This is a genomic window from Jatrophihabitans telluris (assembly GCF_023516435.1).
In the GTDB taxonomy this organism is placed as follows: Bacteria; Actinomycetota; Actinomycetes; order Mycobacteriales; family Jatrophihabitantaceae; genus Jatrophihabitans_A; species Jatrophihabitans_A telluris.
Map to the genome: position 1 here is coordinate 2,236,968 of NZ_CP097332.1, position 20,708 is coordinate 2,257,675.

The window sequence follows — 20,708 nt, forward strand, 5'->3', positions numbered from 1 at the left end:
CAGGGGTACGACAGAAGCCAGGCTGACGACACACCGAATAGAACGGGTGTTTGAATCGTTACCCGGATCGCGATACGGTCAGCCCCACGTGGGCGGCCCAGACCGCCCGGGATTCGGGCCTAGGGCACGAGTTGTCCCGGCCGGGACGGCGTCAGTGAGAAGTCGCGGGTGGATCCACCCGCGGAAGGAGACATGGTGGCCAAGAAACCGACGGACCGAACAGCGACCAGCATCTCGGCCGACTCCGGGCCCGGGGGCAGGGCCGCGGCCCAGCCGGCCCGAGGTCGACCCACCAACGACCAGTTGGCTGCCCTTTCCAGCGACAACGATCTACGGGACGGCCTGACCGCCCGGCAGCGCATCATCCTCAAAATCATCAAGGACGCGGTCGACAAGCGCGGCTACCCACCGAGCATGCGGGAGATCTGTGAGGAGGCTGGCCTCGCCTCGACCTCGAGCGTGAGCCATCAGCTCACCGTGCTGGAGCAGAAGGGTTTCATCCGTCGCGACCCCAATCGTCCGCGTGCCCTGGAGATCCGCCCGCCCGAGGACCTTCAGCTCTACGGAAACCGCAATTTCTCGGGGCTGGACTACGACGACGCCGAGAACTCCGGCCGTCCTACTCCCGTGCTCGTCCCCGTGGTGGGCCGGATCGCGGCCGGCGGCCCGATTCTGGCCGAGCAGATCGTGGAGGACGTGTTTCCGCTGCCACGAACCGTGGTCGGCGACGGCGAGTTGTACATGCTCAAGGTTCAAGGCGACTCGATGATCGACGCTGCGATCACTGACGGTGACTGGGTCGTGGTGCGCCAACAACAGGCTGCTGAGAACGGGGAGATCGTCGCCGCCATGATCGACGGCGAGGCTACGGTCAAGACGTTCCGACGCCGAGACGGTCACGCGTGGCTGCTCCCCCAGAACCCCGCTTACTCCCCCATCCCTGCGGACGACGCCCAGATTCTCGGGCGCATCGTCGCCGTGCTGCGCAAGGTCTGAGATACACCGAAGAGGCCGGACACCAGCGGTGTCCGGCCCCTTCGTGTTCGTGTCGATCGCCGGCATCAGCCCATGATCGAGCCGTACGTCAGGCGGTGGGGCCGGACGTCGGCTGCGACTCGGCAGGTTGCGCGGACGCTGGTGGCACCGCAGCGGGAACGCCGGCGGGCGGGGCTACGGGCGCTGGGGCGACGGGCACCGGCGCGACGACGGTCGGAGGCACCACAACCGGCGCGGCGGGTGCGGCCACGGGGGGAACCGCGACGGTGGGCTCCGGATTCACCGCGACCGTGGGCGGTGCCGCCTCGGCCTTGTTGTCGCGAGCGGCGTCGTCCTCGTTCAGACCCTTCATCTCGGACTTGAAGATGCGCAGCGAACGTCCCACCGAACGGGACATGTCGGGCAGCTTCTTGTAGCCGAACAGAACCAGGGCGGCGATGGCGATCACCATCCACGTGGTCGGGCGGTCGAATCCTGCGGCACCCATCGGGATCTCCTTGTGTGGACATCAGCTTTCGAACCGAGACTACGCCGCGCGGCTGCGGGGATGCGAGCGTCGCGGCCGGAGCACGATGAATTCTCGGGGCGACCGGCGGGCCGCAGCGGCGGCCTCAGACCGTATGGAACTCTGCCAGCGCGGCAGCGAGGTCGGACCTGACCCGTGCGCTGATCAACGTGCCGTCACCGGTGTGGTCCTCGGTCAGCACCTCGCCGTCCGAGTGGATCCGGGCGACCAGGTCGCCGCGAGTGTAAGGAATCAGTGCCCGGACGGACTGTTCGGGCCGCGGGAGCCGGGCTTCGATCAAGGCCCGCAGCTCGGCCATCCCCGCCCCGGAGCGGGCCGAGACGAACAGTGCGTCAGGGACCAGGCTGCGCAGCCGGAGCTGAGTTTCAGTGCTGGCCGCGTCCACTTTGTTGAACACGATCTGTTCCGGGACGCCCAGGGCATCGATGTCGGCCAGCACCTCACGCACGGCCCGTATCTGCAACTCGGGGTCGTCGTCGGAGGCGTCGACGACGTGCAGGATCAAGTCCGCCTCGGCGACCTCCTCCAGCGTCGAACGAAACGCCTCCACCAACTGGTGCGGAAGGTGGCGGACAAAGCCGACTGTGTCCGCGAGCGTGTAGATCCGACCGTCGTCGGTCTCGGCCCGGCGGACGGTCGGGTCCAGCGTTGCGAACAATGCGTTTTCCACCAGGACGCCGGCGTCGGTGAGCCGGTTCAGCAACGACGACTTGCCCGCGTTGGTGTAACCGGCGAGCACCACCGACGGAATGGCGCGGCTCTCGCGCCGGGCGCGCTTGACGTCCCGAGCGGTCTTCATGCCGGACAGGTCCCTGCGGAGCTTCGCCATCCGGGACGTGATCCGGCGCCGGTCGATCTCCAGCTTCGTCTCACCGGGGCCGCGGCCGCCGATGCCGACACCGCCGGCGGCGCGGCCACCGACCTGACGAGACAGTGATTCGCCCCAACCGCGCAGACGGGGAACCAGGTACTGCAGCTGCGCGAGCTCGACCTGGGCCTTGCCCTCACGGGAACGGGCGTGCTGGGCGAAGATGTCCAGGATCAGGGCGGTGCGGTCGACGACCTTCACCTTGACCACTTCCTCGAGCTGACGGAGCTGGCCCGGGGCCAGTTCGCCGTCGCAGATAACCGTGTCCGCGCCGGTCGCCAGCACCGTGTCGCGCAGTTGCTTGGCCTTGCCCGAACCGATATAGGTCGCGGCATCCGGCTTGTCACGCCGCTGCACAAGCCCCTCGAGCACCTCCGAGCCGGCCGTCTCAGCCAGCCGGGCCAGCTCCCGAAGCGAATTCTCCGCGTCAGCGAGGGTGCCCGAGGTCCATACACCGACCAGGACCACCCGTTCGAGCCTGAGCTGACGGTATTCGACCTCGGTGACGTCGGTCAGCTCGGTCGACAGTCCAGCCACCCGTCGCAGCGCAGCACGCTCGGACAGGTCGTAGTCACCGAGGGTGTAACCCTCGTCGGCCTGGCTCAGGCGGTCCGCCTGGTCAGGCTCGAACAGGTCGATGGTGGGAAAGGTGCGGTCATCCGGTTCAGCAGTCATTACCAGCTATGGTCCCAGCCGCGGACCGAGATTGCGACGGCATTTCGCTGCCAGCGTGTCCTGCCCCGGTCATCGGTGGGTCGGCAGCCACTCCGCGCACAGTTCCACCTCTGCCACCAGCACGGCGGGCCCGCTCAGAATTACCGTTCCGGCTTCGCTGAAACTGACCTCGCACCGCCCGCCGGGGACGTCGACGGTCCAGGTCGCCGAATCCCGTACAGCCCCGGCAGCAGCCACGACCGCCGCGCAGATCCCGGTGCCGCACGAACGGGTCTCCCCGACGCCACGTTCGTGGACGCGCATCGCCAGCGCATGCGGGCCGACCCGCACGATGTACTCGACGTTCTGGCCCTCGGGCAGCGCAGGACTCACGCTCGGAACCGAGGACAGGTCCAGTGCGGCCAAGCTCTCGTCGTCGGGCAGTTCGACGACGACGTGCGGGTTGGGCATGTCCACGGCGGCGATCGCGGTCACGCTCTGGCCATCGGCCAGCACGACGGTCGGTCGTTCGGGACGGAACACCGCTGGACCCATGTCCACGCTGACGGACTCGCCGTCGAAGCGCACCGATCGGGTACCGCCGCGGGTCGCCACCTTGGTGTCGCCGTCGATGAGGCCGGTCTGGCGCAGGTAGCGCGCAAAGACTCGCACGCCGTTGCCGCACATCTCGGCGATGCTGCCGTCGGCGTTGCGATAGTCCATGAAGAACGGCGCCTCGTCGGCCTGAGCGGCGACGTCGGGCTCGTTGGCAAGTTCGGTGCGCACCACCCGCAGGACGCCGTCGGCGCCGACACCGGAGTGCCGGTCGCACAGTGCCCGAACCGCGGAACTGGACAACGCCATGCGACCGTCGAGGTCGGCCAGTATCAGGAAGTCGTTCTCTGTGCCGTGCCCCTTGACGAGGCCACCCACGCTGCCGAGGCTGTGTCCGGCCACCATGACGATGCCTACTCCCGGTCCGATCGACGAGTCATCCAGTCACCGGCGGTCCGGGGACTCCGCTCAGCGTAGGCCCAAGACCGCCTCGATCTCGGCCATGGCGCCGGCCACGAGATCGGGATCGGCGCCGTCGAGCCACCGGATTCGCGGGTCCCGGCGGAACCACGACCGCTGCCTGCGTACGAAACGCTTGGTGCCGCGCACGGTCTGCGCGACCGCGTCGTCCAGGTCGCCGACGACGCGGTCACCGTCGAGCACGGCCAGCAGCTGCTGGTACCCGAGTGCCTTGGCCGCGGTAGGGCTTGCGGCCAGTCCCTCGGCAAGCAGTCCACGCACCTCGTCGAGGAATCCGGCCGCCATCATGAGCTCGACCCGCCGTTCCACCCGATCGTCGAGATCGTCGCGGTCCAATCCGATTTCGACGGTCCGGTAGATCGACTCGAACGGCGGCATCGTCGCCACGAACGGCCGGCCGGTCAGTTCGATCACCTCCAGGGCCCGCACGACCCTCCGGCTGTTGCTGGGCAGGATGTTCTCGGCGGCGACCGGGTCGAGCCCGGCGAGCCGTCCGTGCATGGCCGCGACGCCGAGCGCATCGAGTTCAGCGGCCAGCCGGGTCCGGATTTCCGGGGACTCGCCCGGGAAGTCGAGTCGATCGAGGGTCCCTCGCAGGTAGAGCCCCGAACCGCCCACGAGGATGGGAATCACACCTCGAGAATGGAGATCGGCGATCTGGGCGCGGGCCAGTGTCTGGTACTCGGCGACCGCAGCCGACTTCGTCAGCGGCCAGATGTCGAGCAGGTGATGCCGAATCCCGCCCCGCTCGTCAGGGGCGAGTTTGGCGGTGCCGATGTCCATCCCGCGGTAGAGCTGCATCGAGTCGGCGTTGACGATCTCGCCGCCCAGCCGCCGTGCGATCGCGACCGCAAGATCGGATTTGCCCGTTGCGGTAGGCCCGACGACTGCCACGACGGGACCCGCAGGGCCCTCAATACAGGTGTCGGTCACGTTGCAAGAGGCTAACCGGCTGCACCTAGCCCCTGCCCGTCGTGTCTAATGCATGCATGAGTTCGGAGTGGGGACGGATCGACGAGACCGGCACCGTCTATGTCAAAACCGCCGACGGCGAGCGTGAGGTCGGCTCCTGGCAAGCCGGCGACGCCGAGGCTGGTCTGGCCTATTACCAGCGCAAGTTCGCCGATCTCGAAGCCGAGGTCGAACTGTTGAGCAGCCGGCTGGAATCCGGCGCTGGTGATGCCAAGAGCAGCAAGTCTCAGGCGATGACCCTCCACGCCTCGTTGCCCACCGCCGCAGGCATCGGCGATTTCGGTGCCCTCGATGCGCGGCTGGTCGCGCTCATCAGCGCGGCGGACGCCAAGATCGGTGAACAGTCTCTGGCTCGTGAGGCCGCGCGTTCGGAAGCGATCGCGAAGAAGGAGTCGCTCGCGGTCGAGGCCGAGCAGATCGCCGAATCGTCGACGCAGTGGAAGGCCTCGGGTGACCGCCTCCGGACGATCGTCGATGAGTGGAAGCTCATCAAGGGCATCGATCGCAAGACCGACGACGCTTTGTGGAAGCGATTCGCCGCAGCCCGGGATGCGTTCTCCAAACGGCGGGGATCACACTTCGCCCATCTGGACACCGAGCGCGAGGCGGCCAAGAGCGAGAAGGAAAAGCTCGTCAAGCAGGCCGAGGAATTGGCCAGCTCCGACGACTGGCGGGACACGGCAACCGCCTTGAAGGATCTGATGACCCAGTGGAAGGCCGCGCCGCGTGCCAACCGGGCCACCGAGGGCGCGCTGTGGAAGCGGTTCCGTGCCGCTCAGGACGCGTTCTTCGAGCGCCGCTCCGGGGTCTTCGCCGAGCGTGACGCCGAGCAGGCCCAGAATCTCAAGGAAAAAGAAGCGATCATCGCCGAGGCGGCTGGCCTGGACCTGGGCAACCCCCGGCAGGCCCAGATCTCGCTGCGCGACCTGCAGGAGCGACTGGAGACGATCGGCCACGTTCCTCGCGACGCCATGCGCCGCACCGAGGACCGTATGCGCGCAGCTGAACAGCGGGTTCGGGACGCGCTGGACGCCGAGTGGAAGCGCGGCGCCGCGGAATCCAACCCGTTCCTGGCGCAGCTGCGGGAACGCCTCACCGAAGCCGAGGCCAAACTCGAGCGCGCGCGCAGCTCAGGCGACGTGGACCGCATTGCCAAGGCCGAGGCCGACGTCGCCCAGCGACGGGCACTGCTGCCCGACTGACCCTCGCCGACCTGTTCGCTCAGGCGCGCTCCCGAGCTGCTCCCGAGGCGGCGCCCCGGTGGCATCAGGGGTTCAGGGGCGCGGGCCGATGCTCAGCAGCGGGCGTCCGGCGTCGACCGTTGCCGTTGCCGGTGCCGTGACCCGACGGGCGCGGCGGTGCTGCAACAGCGCGCCGTCGGCAACCAGGTGGTGCGGAGCGGCATAGCTCACGCGGCTGCGGACGACGTCTCCAGACTGGATGTCGTTGCCGCCGACCTCGACGTGCACGAGTCGACCGTCACGCGCTCGACCGCTGACGCGGCCGTTGGCGTTGTCCTTTTTCCCTGGACCGGTCGAGACGAGTACCTCGACCTCCCGTCCGACCAACTGCTTGTTGGTCTCCCAGCTGATCTCGTCCTGCAGGGTGATCAGCCGGTCGTAGCGCTGCTGGACGACAGCCTTCGGGATCTGCTCGGTCATGGCGGCCGCCGGAGTCCCCGGCCGCGGCGAGTACTGAAAGGTGAACGCGCTCGTGAAGCGGGCTCGCCGTACGACGTCGAGCGTCTGTTCGAAGTCCGCCTCCGTCTCGGCCGGGAAACCCACGATGATGTCCGTGGTGATCGCGGCGTCGGGCATGGCGGCGCGCACCTCATCGATGATCTGCAGGTACCGGTCCCGGCGGTAGGAACGACGCATCGCCCGAAGCACGGTGTCGGACCCGGACTGCAACGGCATGTGCAGTTGTGGGCAGACATTTGGCGTCTCGGCCATCGCCTCGATCACGTCCGTGGTGAAGTCACGCGGATGCGGGCTGGTGAAGCGGACACGCTCCAGCCCGTCGATCGAGCCACAGGCCCGCAGCAGCTTGCCGAAGGCGAACCGATCTCCGAACGATCGGCCGTAGGAGTTGACGTTCTGACCGAGCAGGGTGATCTCGCTGACGCCGTCGGCGACCAGCGCCTCGATTTCGGCGAGTACCTCGCCGGGACGGCGGTCGGTTTCCTTGCCGCGCAGTGACGGCACGATGCAGAACGTGCAGGTGTTGTCACAACCGACCGAGACCGATACCCATGCGCTGAAGGCCGAGTCACGGCGGCTGGGCAGGTCCGAGGGGAAGTTCTGCAGGCTCTCCACGATTTCGACCTGCGCCTGGGCGTTGTGCCGGGCGCGTTCGAGCAGGACGGGCAGGCTCGCGAGGTTGTGCGTTCCGAAGACCACGTCGACGTTGGGGGCCTTACGCAGGACCTCCTGCTGGTCCTTCTGCGCCAGGCACCCGCCGACTGCGATCTGCATACCCGGACGGGCGTTCTTGACCGGAACGAGGTGACTTAGGTTGCCGTAGAGCCGGTTGTCGGCGTTCTCCCGCACGGCGCACGTGTTGAAGACGACCAGGTCCGCGTCCTGTCCGCTCTGGTCGGCGGCCCGTACGTAACCGGCGGCCTCCAACAGTCCGGACAGGCGCTCGGAGTCGTGGACGTTCATCTGGCAGCCGTAGGTACGGATGGCGTACGTCCGACCGGCAGCGGCGGTCGCTGGGGTCTCGGTGAGATCGTGGGAAGCGCTGCTCATAACGAGACCAGGATACGGGCTGGACCCGCGCTCGCTTACGGTTGTGCGGTGACCGACCGCCGAGCCTTGCGCCGGATGGTCACCGTGAGCGCCGCGATCCTCGTGGCCGCCGGGGTGATCATCGCCTGGAGCTATCGTGCCAGTCACCGACTGCCGTCCCCGTCCGGCACGTTGCGGATCTCTTCGGGAGCCCCGGGCGGTGTGTACGCGACGTTCGCCGAACAGTTCGCCACACAGCTGCACGCTCGAGACGGCCGGCTCAGGGTGACGCTGACCACCAGCACCGGATCGCTGGACAACCTGCAACGCATCGGCGCCGGCTCGGCAGACTGCGCAGTAACCGCCGCTGACGCGGCCTCGCTTGCGGTTCACGGGGACGGCGTGTTCAGCCATCCGGTCCAGATCGGTGCCGTGTCCCGTCTCTACGACGACTACATCCAGCTGGTGGCCACCGACGCCAGCGGCATCAACCGTATCGACGACCTGCGCGGGAAGCGGGTGTCGACGGGCGCGGCGAACTCGGGCGTCCAGCTCATCGCCAACCGAGTTCTGCAGCTGTCCCACGTGCCCGGCAGCGCGATGAGGCCATCGTCGCTGGGATTGGCCGACGACGTGTCGGCGATGCGCTCCGGGAGACTCGATGCCTTCTTCTGGTCCGGCGGTCTACCGACACCGTCGGTCGCCACGCTGTTGCAGTCCGGCGGCGTTCACCTGGTGCCGCTGACCAGTGTGGCCACCGCGATGAGTGCTTCCTATCCGGGCGCGTACCGGGCGGCCACCATTCCGACCGGGGCATACAACCTGAAGACCACGGTGGCGACCGTGGCGGTGGCCAACTTCCTCGTCTGTCGTGCCGATCTGCCCCTCGCCACCGCCGAATTCCTGACCGCCACGCTCTTCGGGCGTCAGTCCAGGATCGCGGCCGTCGTGGCTCCGTTGAACATGCTCGACCCGCGCACAGCGATCGCGACCGACCCCGTCCCGCTACTGGCCGGGGCAGAACGCTGGTTTCGCAGCCGCAAGAACTGAGTCAGTACAGCGTTCGCGCCGGATCAGTCGGCTCCGCGGACGGTTGGCCGTTTCACCACGCGTCCGCCGAGCCCTCGCGACGCAGCACCACGCGAACCTCAAGCCCGTGGCCGGGCGGGGAGCGGAACTCCAGCGCGCCACCGGCGCGTTCGAGCAGCGCGCGCGCGATCGACAGGCCGAGCCCGAACCCGGCCACGTTCTGCTGGCCGGCGCTGCGCCAGAACCGCCTACCGACCCGAGCGAGATCCTCCGACGTCAGTCCCGGTCCGGAGTCCTCGACACTCACCCAGACCCGCTGATCGTCGTGGTCCAGAAGCACCTCGATCGTCGAGCCATCGGGCGAGAACTTCAGGGCGTTGTCGATTACCACGTCCAACGCTCCGGCCGTTGCGGACTCGTCGGCCCAAGCCGGCGGGACGTCCGGTGCGCGGAGATTCATGCTGATGTGGCGGGTTTCGGCGATCGGCTGCCACGTCTGGAGCCGTTGGCGAACGAGTTCGGGCAGTTCGCACCGACCGGCGTTCCCGCCGGCGTGTTCGGCCCGGGCCAGTTCGAGCAAGCGCTCGAGGATGCCGACGAGGTGCTTCCCTTCGTCCAGTGCGCGCCCTGCGTCCTCGGTCAGCCCGTCAGGAACCCGTAGCGCCAGGTCGTCGAGGCGTAACAGCAGAGCGGACAGCGGGTTACGCAGCTGGTGGGAGGCATCGGCGACGAACGCCCGCTGTTGCTCGACGGAGGTCTGGACGTTGTCGGCCATCACATTGAAGGAAGCGCCGAGCCGGCGCAGTTCGGGTGGCCCTTGTTCGAAGGCGACCCTGGCGTCAAGCTTGCCGGTCGCGACGTCGTTGGTCGCGGCGTCCAACACCGCGATCGGGCGCAACGCCCAGCGCGCGAGCCGGTCCGCGACGAAGTAGCAGGCGATGAGCGCGGCCAGCCCTCCGGCCGCGATCACGCTCCAGCTCGCCAGGATCCGCTGCCGCATCCGAGTCGTCGGCGAGACGGTGATCATCGCGCCGACGACGTCCCCGCCGCGCTCGATCGGTTCGGCCACCAGCATGGGCTTGTTCGACCACGGCCATCCGGCAGTTGGTGGTTCGCTGCGCCGCCCGCCGAGGGCGATGGAAATCCGAGCGCGGGAGGTGCCGTCGCCGGGCAGCCGATGATCCGCCTCAGCGAGACGAACGGAGCGGTCATCGGCGATGACGAAGGCATCGATGCCGTAGAGCTGGTGGTACCGGTGAAGTTCGGAGCGGATGCCCGATAGCTGCCCCGTCGCGTCGGCCTGTTGGGCGAGAGCGGCGAAGCGGGCCGTGTCGTTGAGGCGGTTGAGGAAGACCTCGCGGGTGTAGGCGTTACGCAGCGAGTTCGCCAACGGAAGGCTGAGCAGGACGACCACGACGGCCATGGGCGTCAGGATCAAGCTGATCAGCCGAATCCGCATGAACAATCACACCCCGCCAAGGCGATAGCCGATCCCTCTGACGGTCTCGATGATCGCCGCGGTGCCGCACTTGGAGCGCACCGCGGCCACATGCACGTCCAGGGTGTGTTGGTCGCCACCCCAGCTGGAACCCCAGACCTGACTGAGCAGCCGCTCACGGCGCACTACCAGCCCTCGTTCGCTGGCCAACACCTCGAGAATGCCGAACTCCTTACGCGTCAGAGGAAGCTCACGACCGTCCTTGCGGACCACCCGCCGGCCCAGATCGATGACCAGTCCGAGCGAGCGGACCTGCCGGCCGGCGCTGTCGTTGGACTGGCGTGCGACCCGTGATCGTCGGGTGACGGCGTGGATGCGGGCCAGCAGTTCGGAGACCGCATACGGCTTGACCAGGTAGTCGTCGGCTCCCATGTGCAGACCGTGCACGCGCGAGCGCAGGTCTGCCCTGGCGGTCGTGATGAGAATCGGTACGTCGTGCAGTGCCCGTATCGAGGAGCACAAGTCGAAGCCATCGCCGTCGGGCAGGCCGAGGTCCAGCAAGACGACCTCGACAGTCTCGTCGATGGCTTCGAGTGCCTCAGCCATGCCCGCCGCGCGGGTCACCGTGAAGCCATGACGGATCAGGATGTCGCGGAGTGCGGCCGCTACACGGTCGTCGTCCTCCACCATCAGCAGCCGCATGGCTCGCGACGCTAGCAGGAACGGCAGGACCGGTCTGTGCCGTCCCCGACTCGGTTTCGGAGAGTCAGTGCGTCACTTCAGTGAGCGATCTCGGTGGAACGCAACTCGCGGACGACCGTGACGCGAATTTGTCCGGGGTAGGTGAGTTCGTCCTCTATCTGCTTGGCAACCTCGCGCGCGATCACTCCAGCGGCCAGGTCGTCGACCTCGTTGGGCTGGACCATGACGCGGACTTCTCGTCCGGACTGCATCGCGAAAACCTTCTCGACTCCGGGCTTGGCGCCGGCGATCTCTTCGATGCGCTCCAGCCGCTTGACGTAGGTCTCCAGCGATTCACGGCGAGCACCGGGGCGTGCGGCCGAACACGTGTCGGCCGCCTGGGTGAGGACCGCCTCGACGGTGCGGGGCTGGACCTCGTTGTGGTGTGCTTCGACCGCGTGGGCGACAGCTTCGCTCTCACCGTATTTCCGCAGCAACTCCGCACCGACAAGGGCGTGGGAACCTTCGACTTCGTGGGTGAGTGCCTTGCCGATGTCGTGCAGGAAGGCCGAGCGCTTCACCAGGGCCGGTTCGATACCGAGCTCGGCGGCCATGAGGCCCGCGATGTGCGCCGTCTCGATCAGATGCCCTAGGACGTTCTGGCCGTAGCTGGTCCGGTACTTCAGTCGCCCGAGGGTCGGCACGAGCCGAGGGTCGAGGTCGGTGATCCCGACCTCGGCCAGCGCGTCGTGCGCGGCTCGCAGGCACAGCGCGTCCACCTCGGTCCGGGCGATCTCGTACACCTCCTCGATGCGGTGGGGGTGAATCCGACCGTCCAGGACGAGCTTCTCGAGCGCGATCCGGCCGATTTCACGGCGCACCGGATCGAAGCAGGAGAGCAGGACCGCTTCGGGAGTGTCGTCGATGATCACGTTGACGCCCGTGACTGATTCGAAGGCGCGGATGTTGCGGCCCTCGCGACCGATGATCCGCCCCTTCATCTCGTCGCTGGGCAGATGCAGGACGCTGACGACGGTTTCGCTGGTCTGTTCGGACGCGACGCGTTGGACGGCATCGACGACGATCGCCTTTGCGCGCTCGTTGGCTTCCGCACGCGCCTCGTTCTCGATGGTCCGGACGAGCGTAGCCGCGTCACGCCGCGCCGAGGCCTCGACAGCGGTCAGGAGTTCGGCCTTGGCCTCTTCCACGGTGAGACCGGCGATCCGCGCCAGTGCGGCTTCTTGAGCCACCGCTTCCGCTGCGCGGGCCAGCTGACTTTCAGTCTCTGCGCTCGCCAGCTCCGCCGCTCGCTCGGTCACGGCCGCGTTGGCCCTCTCGAGCTCGATCGCGTCGACAGCCAGCCGTTCAGCAGCCTGCCTATTGGCATCGGACTGGCGTTCGACCTCGAGCTGCCTCGCTTGCAGCGACTGCTCGCGGGCCTCGAGCTGGGCCTGCAGGGCCTGGTGCTCTCGTTCCGAGCGTCGGCGAGCGTCGGAGAGCAGTTCGTCCGCGGCGGCCTCAGCCCGCGCTCGTGCCGCCTCTGCGTCCTTGCGCGTCGACTCGGCTGAGGCGCGAGTTGCCTCCGCCTCCGTGCGCGCCGCACGCCGGAGCGCGTCGACCTCGACCTCGACGGAAGCCCGCAGGGCCTCAACCTCGTGCCGGGCTCGTTGGGTCGCTGCCGCGACAGCCGTGCCGCTACTATCGCTGTCCTCGGAAGTGCTGTCCTGAGCGTGCTGCTCAGCCCGGTGTGCGGGATGGGAGGGCCCTTGCTGTGTGTGCCTCTTGGCCGCGATGGACAGGTAACGCAGCCCGAGGATCAACACGAGGAGGAAGGCGGCCGCTAGTGCTAGAGCGAACTCCAAGCCGGTCACTGTGATCTCCTCCGAACGTCCGGGTGCCGACGGGTGCGTGACGGCACGTGTACTCAGGAGGTACGGCGACCTCGCTGGAACGGACCAAAACCCAGGGTCGTGGTCGTTCTCAGCGAGTCAGGTTGCCGGCGATCGGTACCGGTACTCGGATCCTTTCGTGTATGCGCTGGCCAGCGGCCTATTCAGTGGTACGTCATGTATGTCGGTGCGCTCGGCGGATCGCTGAGCACGTGTCCGTTCTCCTGATGGTCTGAGATTAACTCCACGGCGACCCGGATCAAACCAACCTGACATGTTCATGCCACCGTGCGTCCTCAGCCGAGGCCGGCGTCCTCATCTGCCGTGCCGTGCAGGCCGGCTTCACCCACGACCTCGCGGACGACGGAGTACGTCAGGCCGGCGGAGTAGCCCTTGCGGGCCAGCAATCCGGCTAGCCGCCTTGTCTGGGTCGCGGTGTCGAGATTGGCCAACGCCCGCTGCCGCTTCCGGACGAGTCGCAAGGCTGTCTCACGCTCGGCTGATGGATTGACCTCCGTCAGCGCGGCTTCGGCCGTGTCGCCGTCGATACCCTTTGTCCGGAGCTGACGCTCAATCTCTCGAGCCGCCAGACCGCGCTCCCGAACCCTGGTCTCGACGAAGCCCCGAGCGAAGGCGACGTCATCGATCAGGCCGACTTGTGTGAGCCGATCCAACACGGACGTGGCGGCGTCCTTGGGGACCGAGCGCCGGTCCAGTTCTTCGGCCAGTTCGTGACGCGACCTGGCGCGAACTGTAAGCAAGCGAAGGCAGATCGTCCGGGCTACCGAGTGCGGGTCGGGCTCGAGGTCCGGAGAGTCGCCAACAGGGCGGAACCCGTTGCCTTGGCGTGGAGAGTCGCGGTCAGAGTCCGGCGCCGGAATCGAGGACGGCTCAATCCTCGATCCGGCGCCGGCGTTCTGTCGTGCCATCTTCGAACCGATCAGAAATCAACCGGTGCGGGCAACGGGGCTTCTTCGGTGACCTTCGCGCCGATACCCAGCTTCTCCTTGATCTTCTTCTCGATCTCGTCAGCGAGGTCAGGGTTGTCCTTGAGGAAGCTGCGGACGTTTTCTTTGCCCTGGCCGAGCTGGTCGCCGTCGTAGGTGTACCAGGCGCCTGATTTGCGAATGATCGCCTGATCGACGCCGACATCGATAAGGGAACCTTCCCGACTGATACCCGTTCCGTAGACGATGTCGAACTCGGCTTGCTTGAACGGCGGCGCGACCTTGTTCTTGACGACCTTCACTCGGGTGCGGTTACCCACAGCGTCGCCGCCGTCCTTGAGAGTTTCGATGCGGCGCACATCGAGGCGCACCGAGGCGTAGAACTTCAGGGCCTTTCCACCGGTCGTCGTCTCCGGGGAGCCGAACATGACACCGATCTTCTCGCGTAGCTGGTTGATGAAGATCGCCGTCGTCCCCGAGTTGCTCAAGGCACCGGTGATCTTGCGCAATGCCTGACTCATCAGCCGGGCCTGCAGACCCACGTGACTGTCACCCATCTCGCCCTCGATCTCGGCGCGAGGAACCAGTGCTGCCACCGAGTCGATGACGATGATGTCCAGCGCGCCGGACCTGATCAGCATGTCCGCGATTTCCAGCGCTTGCTCACCGGTGTCGGGCTGGCTCACGAGCAGAGAATCGGTGTCCACGCCGAGCGCGCGAGCGTATTCCGGGTCGAGGGCGTGCTCGGCATCGATGAAGGCCGCCACCCCGCCAGCGGCCTGGGCATTCGCGACGGCGTGAAGCGCCACGGTCGTCTTGCCGGAGCTTTCCGGACCGTAGATCTCAACGACACGACCGCGGGGAAGGCCGCCGATCCCTAGCGCCAGGTCAAGCGCGATGGAGCCGGTCGGGATGACCTCGATCGGGACCGCCGCGTGCTCACCCAGGCGCATCACCGATCCCTTGCCGAACTGCTTGTCGATCTGGCCTAGCGCTACTTCGAGTGCCTTGTCGCGGTCGAAAGCTGCCATCGTCTGGTACCTCTTTCAGAGTCGTGTTCCTCAGTTGGCTGCGACGCTAGATCGAGGCTCCGACAGTTTCGCCGGGTCCGGACAATCTGTGGACGACCGCTCGCGCTGTGGACAACGATAGACGAACGTCTGTTCGATTGGGAGTGCGACACGCCGGACATCGACACGCACAGAGCGGAGTCTCGGACTCAGCGCAATGACTGGGAGATTTCGAACTCGTCGCAGACCGCACGCCAGACGTGCTTGGGCGAATCGCCCCGCTCGAGTGCTTCGGAAACCGTGGCGCCCAGCGCGGAGACCCGGTAGTCGACGGCCACCGATCGGGCATAGACCACCCCGAATCGGGCCTCCATCCGTTGCCAGAACTCGCTCAATCGCACCGGACCACCTTATCGACTCGCGGTCTCGTTTCCCGGTCTCGACTGGCATCGACGGGGAAACCGGGAAAGGATGTTCAGGTGTCGACCCCAGTCCCGCCGCAGGATTCGCCGACCGCGCACACGATCGGAGCACGGGTCAGACCGCTGGCAACGCCCGCCCCTGACCCCCTGCGGTGGACCGCGATGGAGTCACTGGCTGGAACCCTGGTTGCTCTGGTACCGCTCACGATGGATCACGCAACGGGCTATCTCGATGCCGCGAACAGCTCTGACGGGGCCTACGAGGTGTTCGTCCACCTCGGTCTGGGTGCGCCCACGACCCTGGCCGAAGCCCGCCAGCACATTGCCATCGCGCTCGCGGGCCGGGCGCGCTCGGAGCGGTTTCCCTACGCGCAGCTCGAGCGCGGTTCCGGCCGGTTCATCGGCACAACCAGCCTGTATGAGGTCAGTCCGGCGACGCGCAGCCTTGCGATCGGACACACCTGGCTCGGTCGGGCCTGGTGGCGGAGCGGGCACAACACCGACTCCAAGCTCACAATCCTGCGGCACGCCTTCGACATCCTCGGCGCCGTCCGGGTCGTGTGGCACACCGACATTCTGAACGAGCGGTCCCAGGCGGCGATCGAACGACTGGGGGCGAGCAGGGAAGGCGTCCTGCGTAAGCACCGCATCCGACCCGACGGCACCTGGCGGGACACCGTCCAGTACGCCATGACCGACGAGGACTGGCCCGGCGCCGGCGCGGCACTGGCCGCCCGCCTGAGCCCACGTGCGCCCCGGGCCGCCGAGGAAACCAGCACACCAGGCGCCTTGCCAGGTGACTGCGCTGATGACTCGGCCGCCGGCGTAGCGACTGACTGATCCCCCGCGCTGGGCACCGGAGGCCAGCACCGTGCCGAGCGGCATCAGCCCGCAGGCCACCGCCCGCCGTAGGACTGGCGAGCCCGAACAAGGCCGGACGGGTTGTCGTACCCGCGCGGCACACTGTAGCCATGGCCACCATCCCTTCGACGCTGTTCACGCCCGCCACCCGGGCGTGGTTCGAGGGTGCCTTCGCTGAGCCGACGCCTGCGCAGCTCGGGGCGTGGGAGTCCATCGCGGCCGGCCGCCACACGCTCGTGGTGGCTCCGACCGGCTCGGGCAAGACCCTGGCCGCATTTCTCTCGGCGGTGGACCGGCTCACCGCCCTTCCCGCTCCAGACGATCCGGCGCAGCGATGCCGTGTCCTGTACGTCAGCCCTTTGAAGGCACTCGCCGCCGACGTCGAGCGCAATCTGCGCTCACCCTTGGTGGGAATCTCGCAGGCCGCTCGGCGCCTGGGTCAAGCCGAACCCGACGTGCGCGTGGCGACGCGCTCGGGTGACACCTCCCCCGAAGACCGCCGCGCCTTTGCCCGGCACGGCGCGGACATCCTGATCACCACGCCCGAATCGTTGTTCCTGCTGCTCACTTCGGCGGCACGTAAGGCACTGAGCGGCGTCGAGACGGTCATCATCGACGAAGTCCACGCCGTCGCAGCGACCAAGCGCGGCTCGCACCTCGCCCTGAGCCTGGAGCGCCTCGACGAATTGCTCGAACGGCCTGCTCAGCGGATCGGCTTGTCCGCGACGGTGCGTCCGATCGAGGAGGTCGCCAACTTCCTTGCCGGCGGACGTCCGGTCAATATCGTTCAACCTCCCTCCGACAAGCGCCTCGAGCTGTCCGTGGTCGTGCCGGTCGAGGACCTCAGCACCCTCGGCGGTGGTGAACCCGAACCCGGCGTCGACCCCCGCACTCAGTCCTCCATCTGGCCTCACGTCGAGAGCCGGGTGCTGGACCTCATCGACAGTCACAACTCGACCATCGTGTTCGCGAACTCCAGGCGGCTGGCCGAGCGGCTGACCTCCCAGCTCAACGACCTGGCAGCGGAGCGTGACCCCGACCGCGGCGCGGTCGCCCGCGCCCACCACGGATCGGTCTCACGCGAACAGCGCCAGATCGTCGAAGAAGATCTCAAGGCCGGCCGCCTGCCTGCTGTCGTCGCTACGTCTTCGCTCGAGCTGGGCATAGACATGGGCGCCGTCGATCTCGTGATCCAGGTCGAGTCCCCGCCGTCAGTGGCCGCCGGCACGCAACGGCTCGGCCGCGCCGGTCACCAGGTCGGGGCCGCTTCCGAAGGCGTGATCTTTCCGAAGTATCGCGGAGACCTTGTGGAGTCGGCGGTCGTCGCGGAGCGTATTCGCGCCGGGCAGATCGAGAGCATGCGGTACCCCCGCAATCCACTGGACGTGCTGGCTCAGCACATCGTGTCCATGGTCGCGATGGACGAGCTGAGCGTCGACGATGTCGAGCGGGTCGTGCGCCGAAGCGCACCGTTCGCGTCGTTGCCGCACTCCGCCCTGGAGGCCGTCCTGGACATGCTCGCGGGGCGTTATCCGTCTGATGCGTTCGCCGAGCTGCGCCCGCGACTGGTCTGGGACCGGCTGACCGGTGAGCTGACCCCGCGCGGCGGTGCCCAGCGGCTGGCGGTGACCTCCGGCGGAACGATCCCGGACCGCGGCATGTTTGCCGTTTTCCTGGCCGGGTCCGACGGCGCGGGTCGCCGGGTGGGTGAGCTGGACGAGGAGATGGTCTACGAGTCCAGGGTGGGTGAAGTTTTCCTGCTGGGCTCGTCCTCCTGGCGGATCGAGGACATCACCCACGATCGGGTGCTGGTCACGCCAGCCCCCGGTCAGCTGGGCAAGATGCCGTTCTGGAAAGGCGACTCCATCGGCCGGCCGGCGGAGCTGGGCCGCGCGCTGGGCGCGTTCGTGCGCGAGCTGGACACCGCGCCGGTCGAGCAGGCCAAGGCGAGGGCGCAGGCAGCGGGCTTGGACGAGTGGGCGGCCTCGAACCTGCTCGGCTACCTGGCCGACCAGCGAGCGGCGACGCGCCAGTTACCAACCGACCGAACGATTGTCGTCGAGCGCTTCCGCGACGAACTCGGCGACTGGCGTCTGGTGATCCACTCCCCGTTCGGTGCTCCGGTCAACGCGCCCTGGGCGTTGGCGATATCGACCGGCCTGCGTGAGCGTTTCGGGCTCGACGTCCAGTCGATGCATTCCGACGACGGGATCGTGCTGCGGCTGGCGGACACGACCGCAGAACCCCCAGGGAGCGACCTCGTCGTCTTCGATCCCGAGGACATCGAGGCGATCGTCACCGGCGAGGTGACCAACTCGGCGTTGTTCGCCTCACGCTTCCGCGAGTGCGCCGCCCGGTCGTTGTTGCTGCCCAAGCGCGATCCGCGCCGTCGCTCACCACTGTGGCAGCAGCGACAACGAGCGCATGCACTCATGGAGGTGGCCAAGAATTTCGGGCAGTTCCCGGTCGTGCTCGAAGCCATGCGTGAGTGCCTGCAGGATGTGTATGACCTGCCCGGACTGGTGGAGTTGATGCGCCAGCTCCAACGACGCCAGATCAAGCTGGTTGAGGTCGAGACATCGACACCGTCGCCCTTCGCCCAGTCTCTGCTGTTCGGTTACGTAGGCATGTTCATCTACGACGCAGACGTGCCGTTGGCCGAACGACGGGCCCAGGCGCTCACGCTCGACACCTCGCTGCTGGCCGAGCTCATGGGCTCGCCCGACCTCCGTGACCTGCTCGATGAGAAGGCAATCGCCGAGTCCGTCCGCGATGCGCAACGCCTGAGCGAGAGCAGGCGGGTCTCCGGTCCTGACGCGACCTCTGACCTGCTCCGAGAGGTCGGGGATCTGACGACCGCCGAAGCGGAACAGCGCGGAGCTACCCGGACCGACCTGGACACGCTCCGAACCACCCGTCGGGCCATCGAGCTCCGCATCGGCGGCGAGCAACGGTGGCTGGCGATCGAGGACGCAGGCCGTGTTCGCGACGCTCTCGGAGCCGCGCTCCCGGTCGGTGTCCCCGAGACGTTCACCGAACTGGTCGCCGACCCTTTGGGCGACCTGCTCACGCGCTTCGCCCGCACCAACGGACCGTTCACGGTCGACGCTCCCGCTACCCGCCTGGGCTTGGGAACCGCGGTCGTCGCAGCCCACTTGGAACGGCTGGTAGCCAGCGGTCAGGTGGTCGCCGGTGAGTTCACCGGCGAGGCGCGCGCCCGCCAGTACTGCGGGACGACGATGCTGCGCACCATCCGTCGCAAATCGCTGGCCGCCCTGCGCCGCGAGGTGGAGCCGGTGCCCCAGTCCGTACTCGCCCAGTTCCTGCCTGAGTGGCAAGGCGTCGGCGGCGCGCGCCGTTCGAGGGGGATCGACGGGCTGGCCCGCGTCATCGAGCAGCTCGCGGGCGTGCCGATTCCCGCTTCGGCCCTCGAGTCCCTGGTGCTGCCCGCCCGAGTCTCGGACTACTCCCCGGCGATGCTGGACGAATTGACCAGTGCCGGTGAGGTGATCTGGGCCGGCCACGGATCACTCGGCAAGAACGACGGGTGGATCTCGCTCTTGCCCGCAGAGGTGGCACCCCTGCTTCTGGAGCCGGCCGACGACGCTGGATTCACCCCACAACACAAGGCCCTTCTTCAACTGCTGGATCACGGTCAGGCGTTGTTCATCCGCTCACTGAGCGAGCAGTTCGCGGGCTCCAGCGAGCTGACCGAGGCCACGACCAACCGGTCGATCGGGGCGAACGAGCTGAGCCAGCTCCTGTGGGACCTGATCTGGTCCGGCGCCGTCACCAATGACACCCTCGCCCCGGTGCGGGCGCGGCTGGCCACCGGCAGGACCTCGCACAGCCGTCGGGCAACCGCTCCCCGAGCGCGTTACGGCCGCTACTCGCGCGCCGCAATCGCAGCGGTGAACAGAGCGACCGAACAGGCTCACTCGCCCGCCGGCGCGGCCATGCCCGGCCGCTGGTCTCAACTGCCGGTGCCGGCAACGGAAGAAACGGCGCGCGTCCTGCTCCGCACCGAGGTTCTCCTGGACCGGTATGGCCTCCTGCTGCGTGGCGAGGTGGCGGCCGAGTCGGTTCCGGGCGGCTTCTCCGCGGTCTACCCCGTCCTGCGCCAGGCCGAGGAGACTGGGCGCTACCGGCGCGGTTACTTTGTGGAGGGCATGGGCGGGGCTCAGTTCGGCGTCTCCGGTGCGGTCGATCGCCTGCGTGAGATCTCTGCTCGTGCGGGCCAGGCGACGGCTCCTGGAAACGAATGCCTCGTGCTCGCGGCTACCGACCCAGCCAACCCCTATGGGGCTGCGCTCGAATGGCCCGTACGGGTTGTTGCGGCTGACGACGAGGCCGAGCAGCGTCGCGGCCATCAACCTGGTCGAAAGGCCGGCGCCCTCGTGGCCCTGATCGACGGGCACTGCGTCCTTTACGTCGAACGGGGCGGCCGCACCATCCTGTCGTTCACCGAGGACGAAGCCATGCTGAAGGTGGCAGCGACCGCGCTCGCCGACAGCGTCCGGACGGGTGCCCTCGGCCGTCTGCACGTCGAGAAGGCGGACGGTGAGCGGATCGCGACCTCGCCGCTCGGTCGCGCGCTCGAGTCGGCAGGATTCCGACCGTCCCCTCGTGGCCTGCAATTGAGAGGCTGAGC

At 67.7% G+C, this 20,708-nt stretch carries 16 protein-coding genes; 5 read left to right on the top strand and 11 right to left on the bottom strand.

The genetic code is table 11. The features are described 5' to 3' along the window. Positions 1 to 195 precede the first annotated feature (195 nt). Entirely contained in the window at positions 196 to 996 is an 801-nt protein-coding gene (gene lexA, locus M6D93_RS10475; RefSeq protein WP_430667230.1) for a transcriptional repressor LexA, read from the top strand. Between the two features lie 88 nt (positions 997 to 1,084). Here the strand turns inward: lexA and tatA are convergent, their stop codons facing one another. The 4 genes from tatA to miaA form a co-directional block, all read right to left on the bottom strand. Further along, the gene (tatA, locus tag M6D93_RS10480; protein ID WP_283818566.1) at positions 1,085 to 1,483 is read right to left on the bottom strand and encodes a Sec-independent protein translocase subunit TatA; all 399 of its coding nucleotides are present in this window, start codon (positions 1,481 to 1,483) and stop codon (positions 1,085 to 1,087) included. Between the two features lie 124 nt (positions 1,484 to 1,607). After that, entirely contained in the window at positions 1,608 to 3,065 is a 1,458-nt protein-coding gene (hflX, locus tag M6D93_RS10485) for a GTPase HflX (RefSeq protein ID WP_249769102.1), read from the bottom strand. A 69-nt stretch (positions 3,066 to 3,134) separates the two neighbouring features. Continuing rightward, positions 3,135 to 4,004 carry a diaminopimelate epimerase gene (gene dapF, locus M6D93_RS10490; RefSeq protein ID WP_249769103.1) on the bottom strand — a complete coding sequence of 290 codons (870 nt, stop codon included), beginning with the start codon at positions 4,002 to 4,004 and terminating at the stop codon, positions 3,135 to 3,137. Positions 4,005 to 4,067: 63 nt separating this feature from the next. Beyond that, positions 4,068 to 5,012 carry a tRNA (adenosine(37)-N6)-dimethylallyltransferase MiaA gene (miaA, locus tag M6D93_RS10495; protein ID WP_249769105.1) on the bottom strand — a complete coding sequence of 315 codons (945 nt, stop codon included), beginning with the start codon at positions 5,010 to 5,012 and terminating at the stop codon, positions 4,068 to 4,070. Positions 5,013 to 5,068: 56 nt separating this feature from the next. On the opposite strand from miaA, the gene M6D93_RS10500 reads away from it, so the two are divergent. Then, positions 5,069 to 6,253 carry a DUF349 domain-containing protein gene (locus M6D93_RS10500; protein ID WP_249769107.1) on the top strand — a complete coding sequence of 395 codons (1,185 nt, stop codon included), beginning with the start codon at positions 5,069 to 5,071 and terminating at the stop codon, positions 6,251 to 6,253. Positions 6,254 to 6,325: 72 nt separating this feature from the next. Here the strand turns inward: M6D93_RS10500 and miaB are convergent, their stop codons facing one another. After that, on the bottom strand, positions 6,326 to 7,801 hold the full coding sequence (gene miaB / locus M6D93_RS10505) for a tRNA (N6-isopentenyl adenosine(37)-C2)-methylthiotransferase MiaB (RefSeq protein WP_249769109.1): 1,476 nt from the start codon (positions 7,799 to 7,801) through the stop codon (positions 6,326 to 6,328). A gap of 48 nt (positions 7,802 to 7,849) precedes the next feature. Between miaB and M6D93_RS10510 the strand changes: the two genes are divergently transcribed. After that, positions 7,850 to 8,830, top strand: a complete 981-nt coding sequence (locus tag M6D93_RS10510) for a TAXI family TRAP transporter solute-binding subunit (protein ID WP_249769111.1) — start codon at positions 7,850 to 7,852, stop codon at positions 8,828 to 8,830. A 52-nt stretch (positions 8,831 to 8,882) separates the two neighbouring features. Here the strand turns inward: M6D93_RS10510 and M6D93_RS10515 are convergent, their stop codons facing one another. The 6 genes from M6D93_RS10515 to M6D93_RS10540 all read right to left on the bottom strand — a co-directional run bounded on the left by M6D93_RS10515 (position 8,883) and on the right by M6D93_RS10540 (position 15,175). After that, complete coding sequence (locus M6D93_RS10515) at positions 8,883 to 10,268, bottom strand: sensor histidine kinase (protein WP_249769112.1); 1,386 nt, start codon at positions 10,266 to 10,268, stop codon at positions 8,883 to 8,885. 6 nt (positions 10,269 to 10,274) lie between these two features. After that, on the bottom strand, positions 10,275 to 10,949 hold the full coding sequence (locus tag M6D93_RS10520) for a response regulator transcription factor (protein ID WP_249769113.1): 675 nt from the start codon (positions 10,947 to 10,949) through the stop codon (positions 10,275 to 10,277). Between the two features lie 77 nt (positions 10,950 to 11,026). Beyond that, positions 11,027 to 12,799 carry a ribonuclease Y gene (gene rny, locus M6D93_RS10525; RefSeq protein WP_249769114.1) on the bottom strand — a complete coding sequence of 591 codons (1,773 nt, stop codon included), beginning with the start codon at positions 12,797 to 12,799 and terminating at the stop codon, positions 11,027 to 11,029. Positions 12,800 to 13,113: 314 nt separating this feature from the next. Further along, positions 13,114 to 13,578 (bottom strand): regulatory protein RecX, encoded by a 465-nt coding sequence (locus M6D93_RS10530; RefSeq protein WP_249769115.1) that lies wholly within the window; start codon positions 13,576 to 13,578, stop codon positions 13,114 to 13,116. 179 nt (positions 13,579 to 13,757) lie between these two features. Continuing rightward, positions 13,758 to 14,795, bottom strand: coding sequence for a recombinase RecA (gene recA, locus M6D93_RS10535; RefSeq protein WP_249769116.1), 1,038 nt, complete (start codon positions 14,793 to 14,795; stop codon positions 13,758 to 13,760). Between the two features lie 188 nt (positions 14,796 to 14,983). Next, on the bottom strand, positions 14,984 to 15,175 hold the full coding sequence (locus tag M6D93_RS10540; protein ID WP_249769117.1) for a DUF3046 domain-containing protein: 192 nt from the start codon (positions 15,173 to 15,175) through the stop codon (positions 14,984 to 14,986). Positions 15,176 to 15,253: 78 nt separating this feature from the next. On the opposite strand from M6D93_RS10540, the gene M6D93_RS10545 reads away from it, so the two are divergent. Further along, entirely contained in the window at positions 15,254 to 16,036 is a 783-nt protein-coding gene (locus M6D93_RS10545) for a GNAT family N-acetyltransferase (RefSeq protein WP_249769118.1), read from the top strand. A 131-nt stretch (positions 16,037 to 16,167) separates the two neighbouring features. Next, positions 16,168 to 20,706, top strand: coding sequence for an Lhr family ATP-dependent helicase (locus M6D93_RS10550; protein ID WP_249769119.1), 4,539 nt, complete (start codon positions 16,168 to 16,170; stop codon positions 20,704 to 20,706). Positions 20,707 to 20,708: the final 2 nt, after the last annotated feature.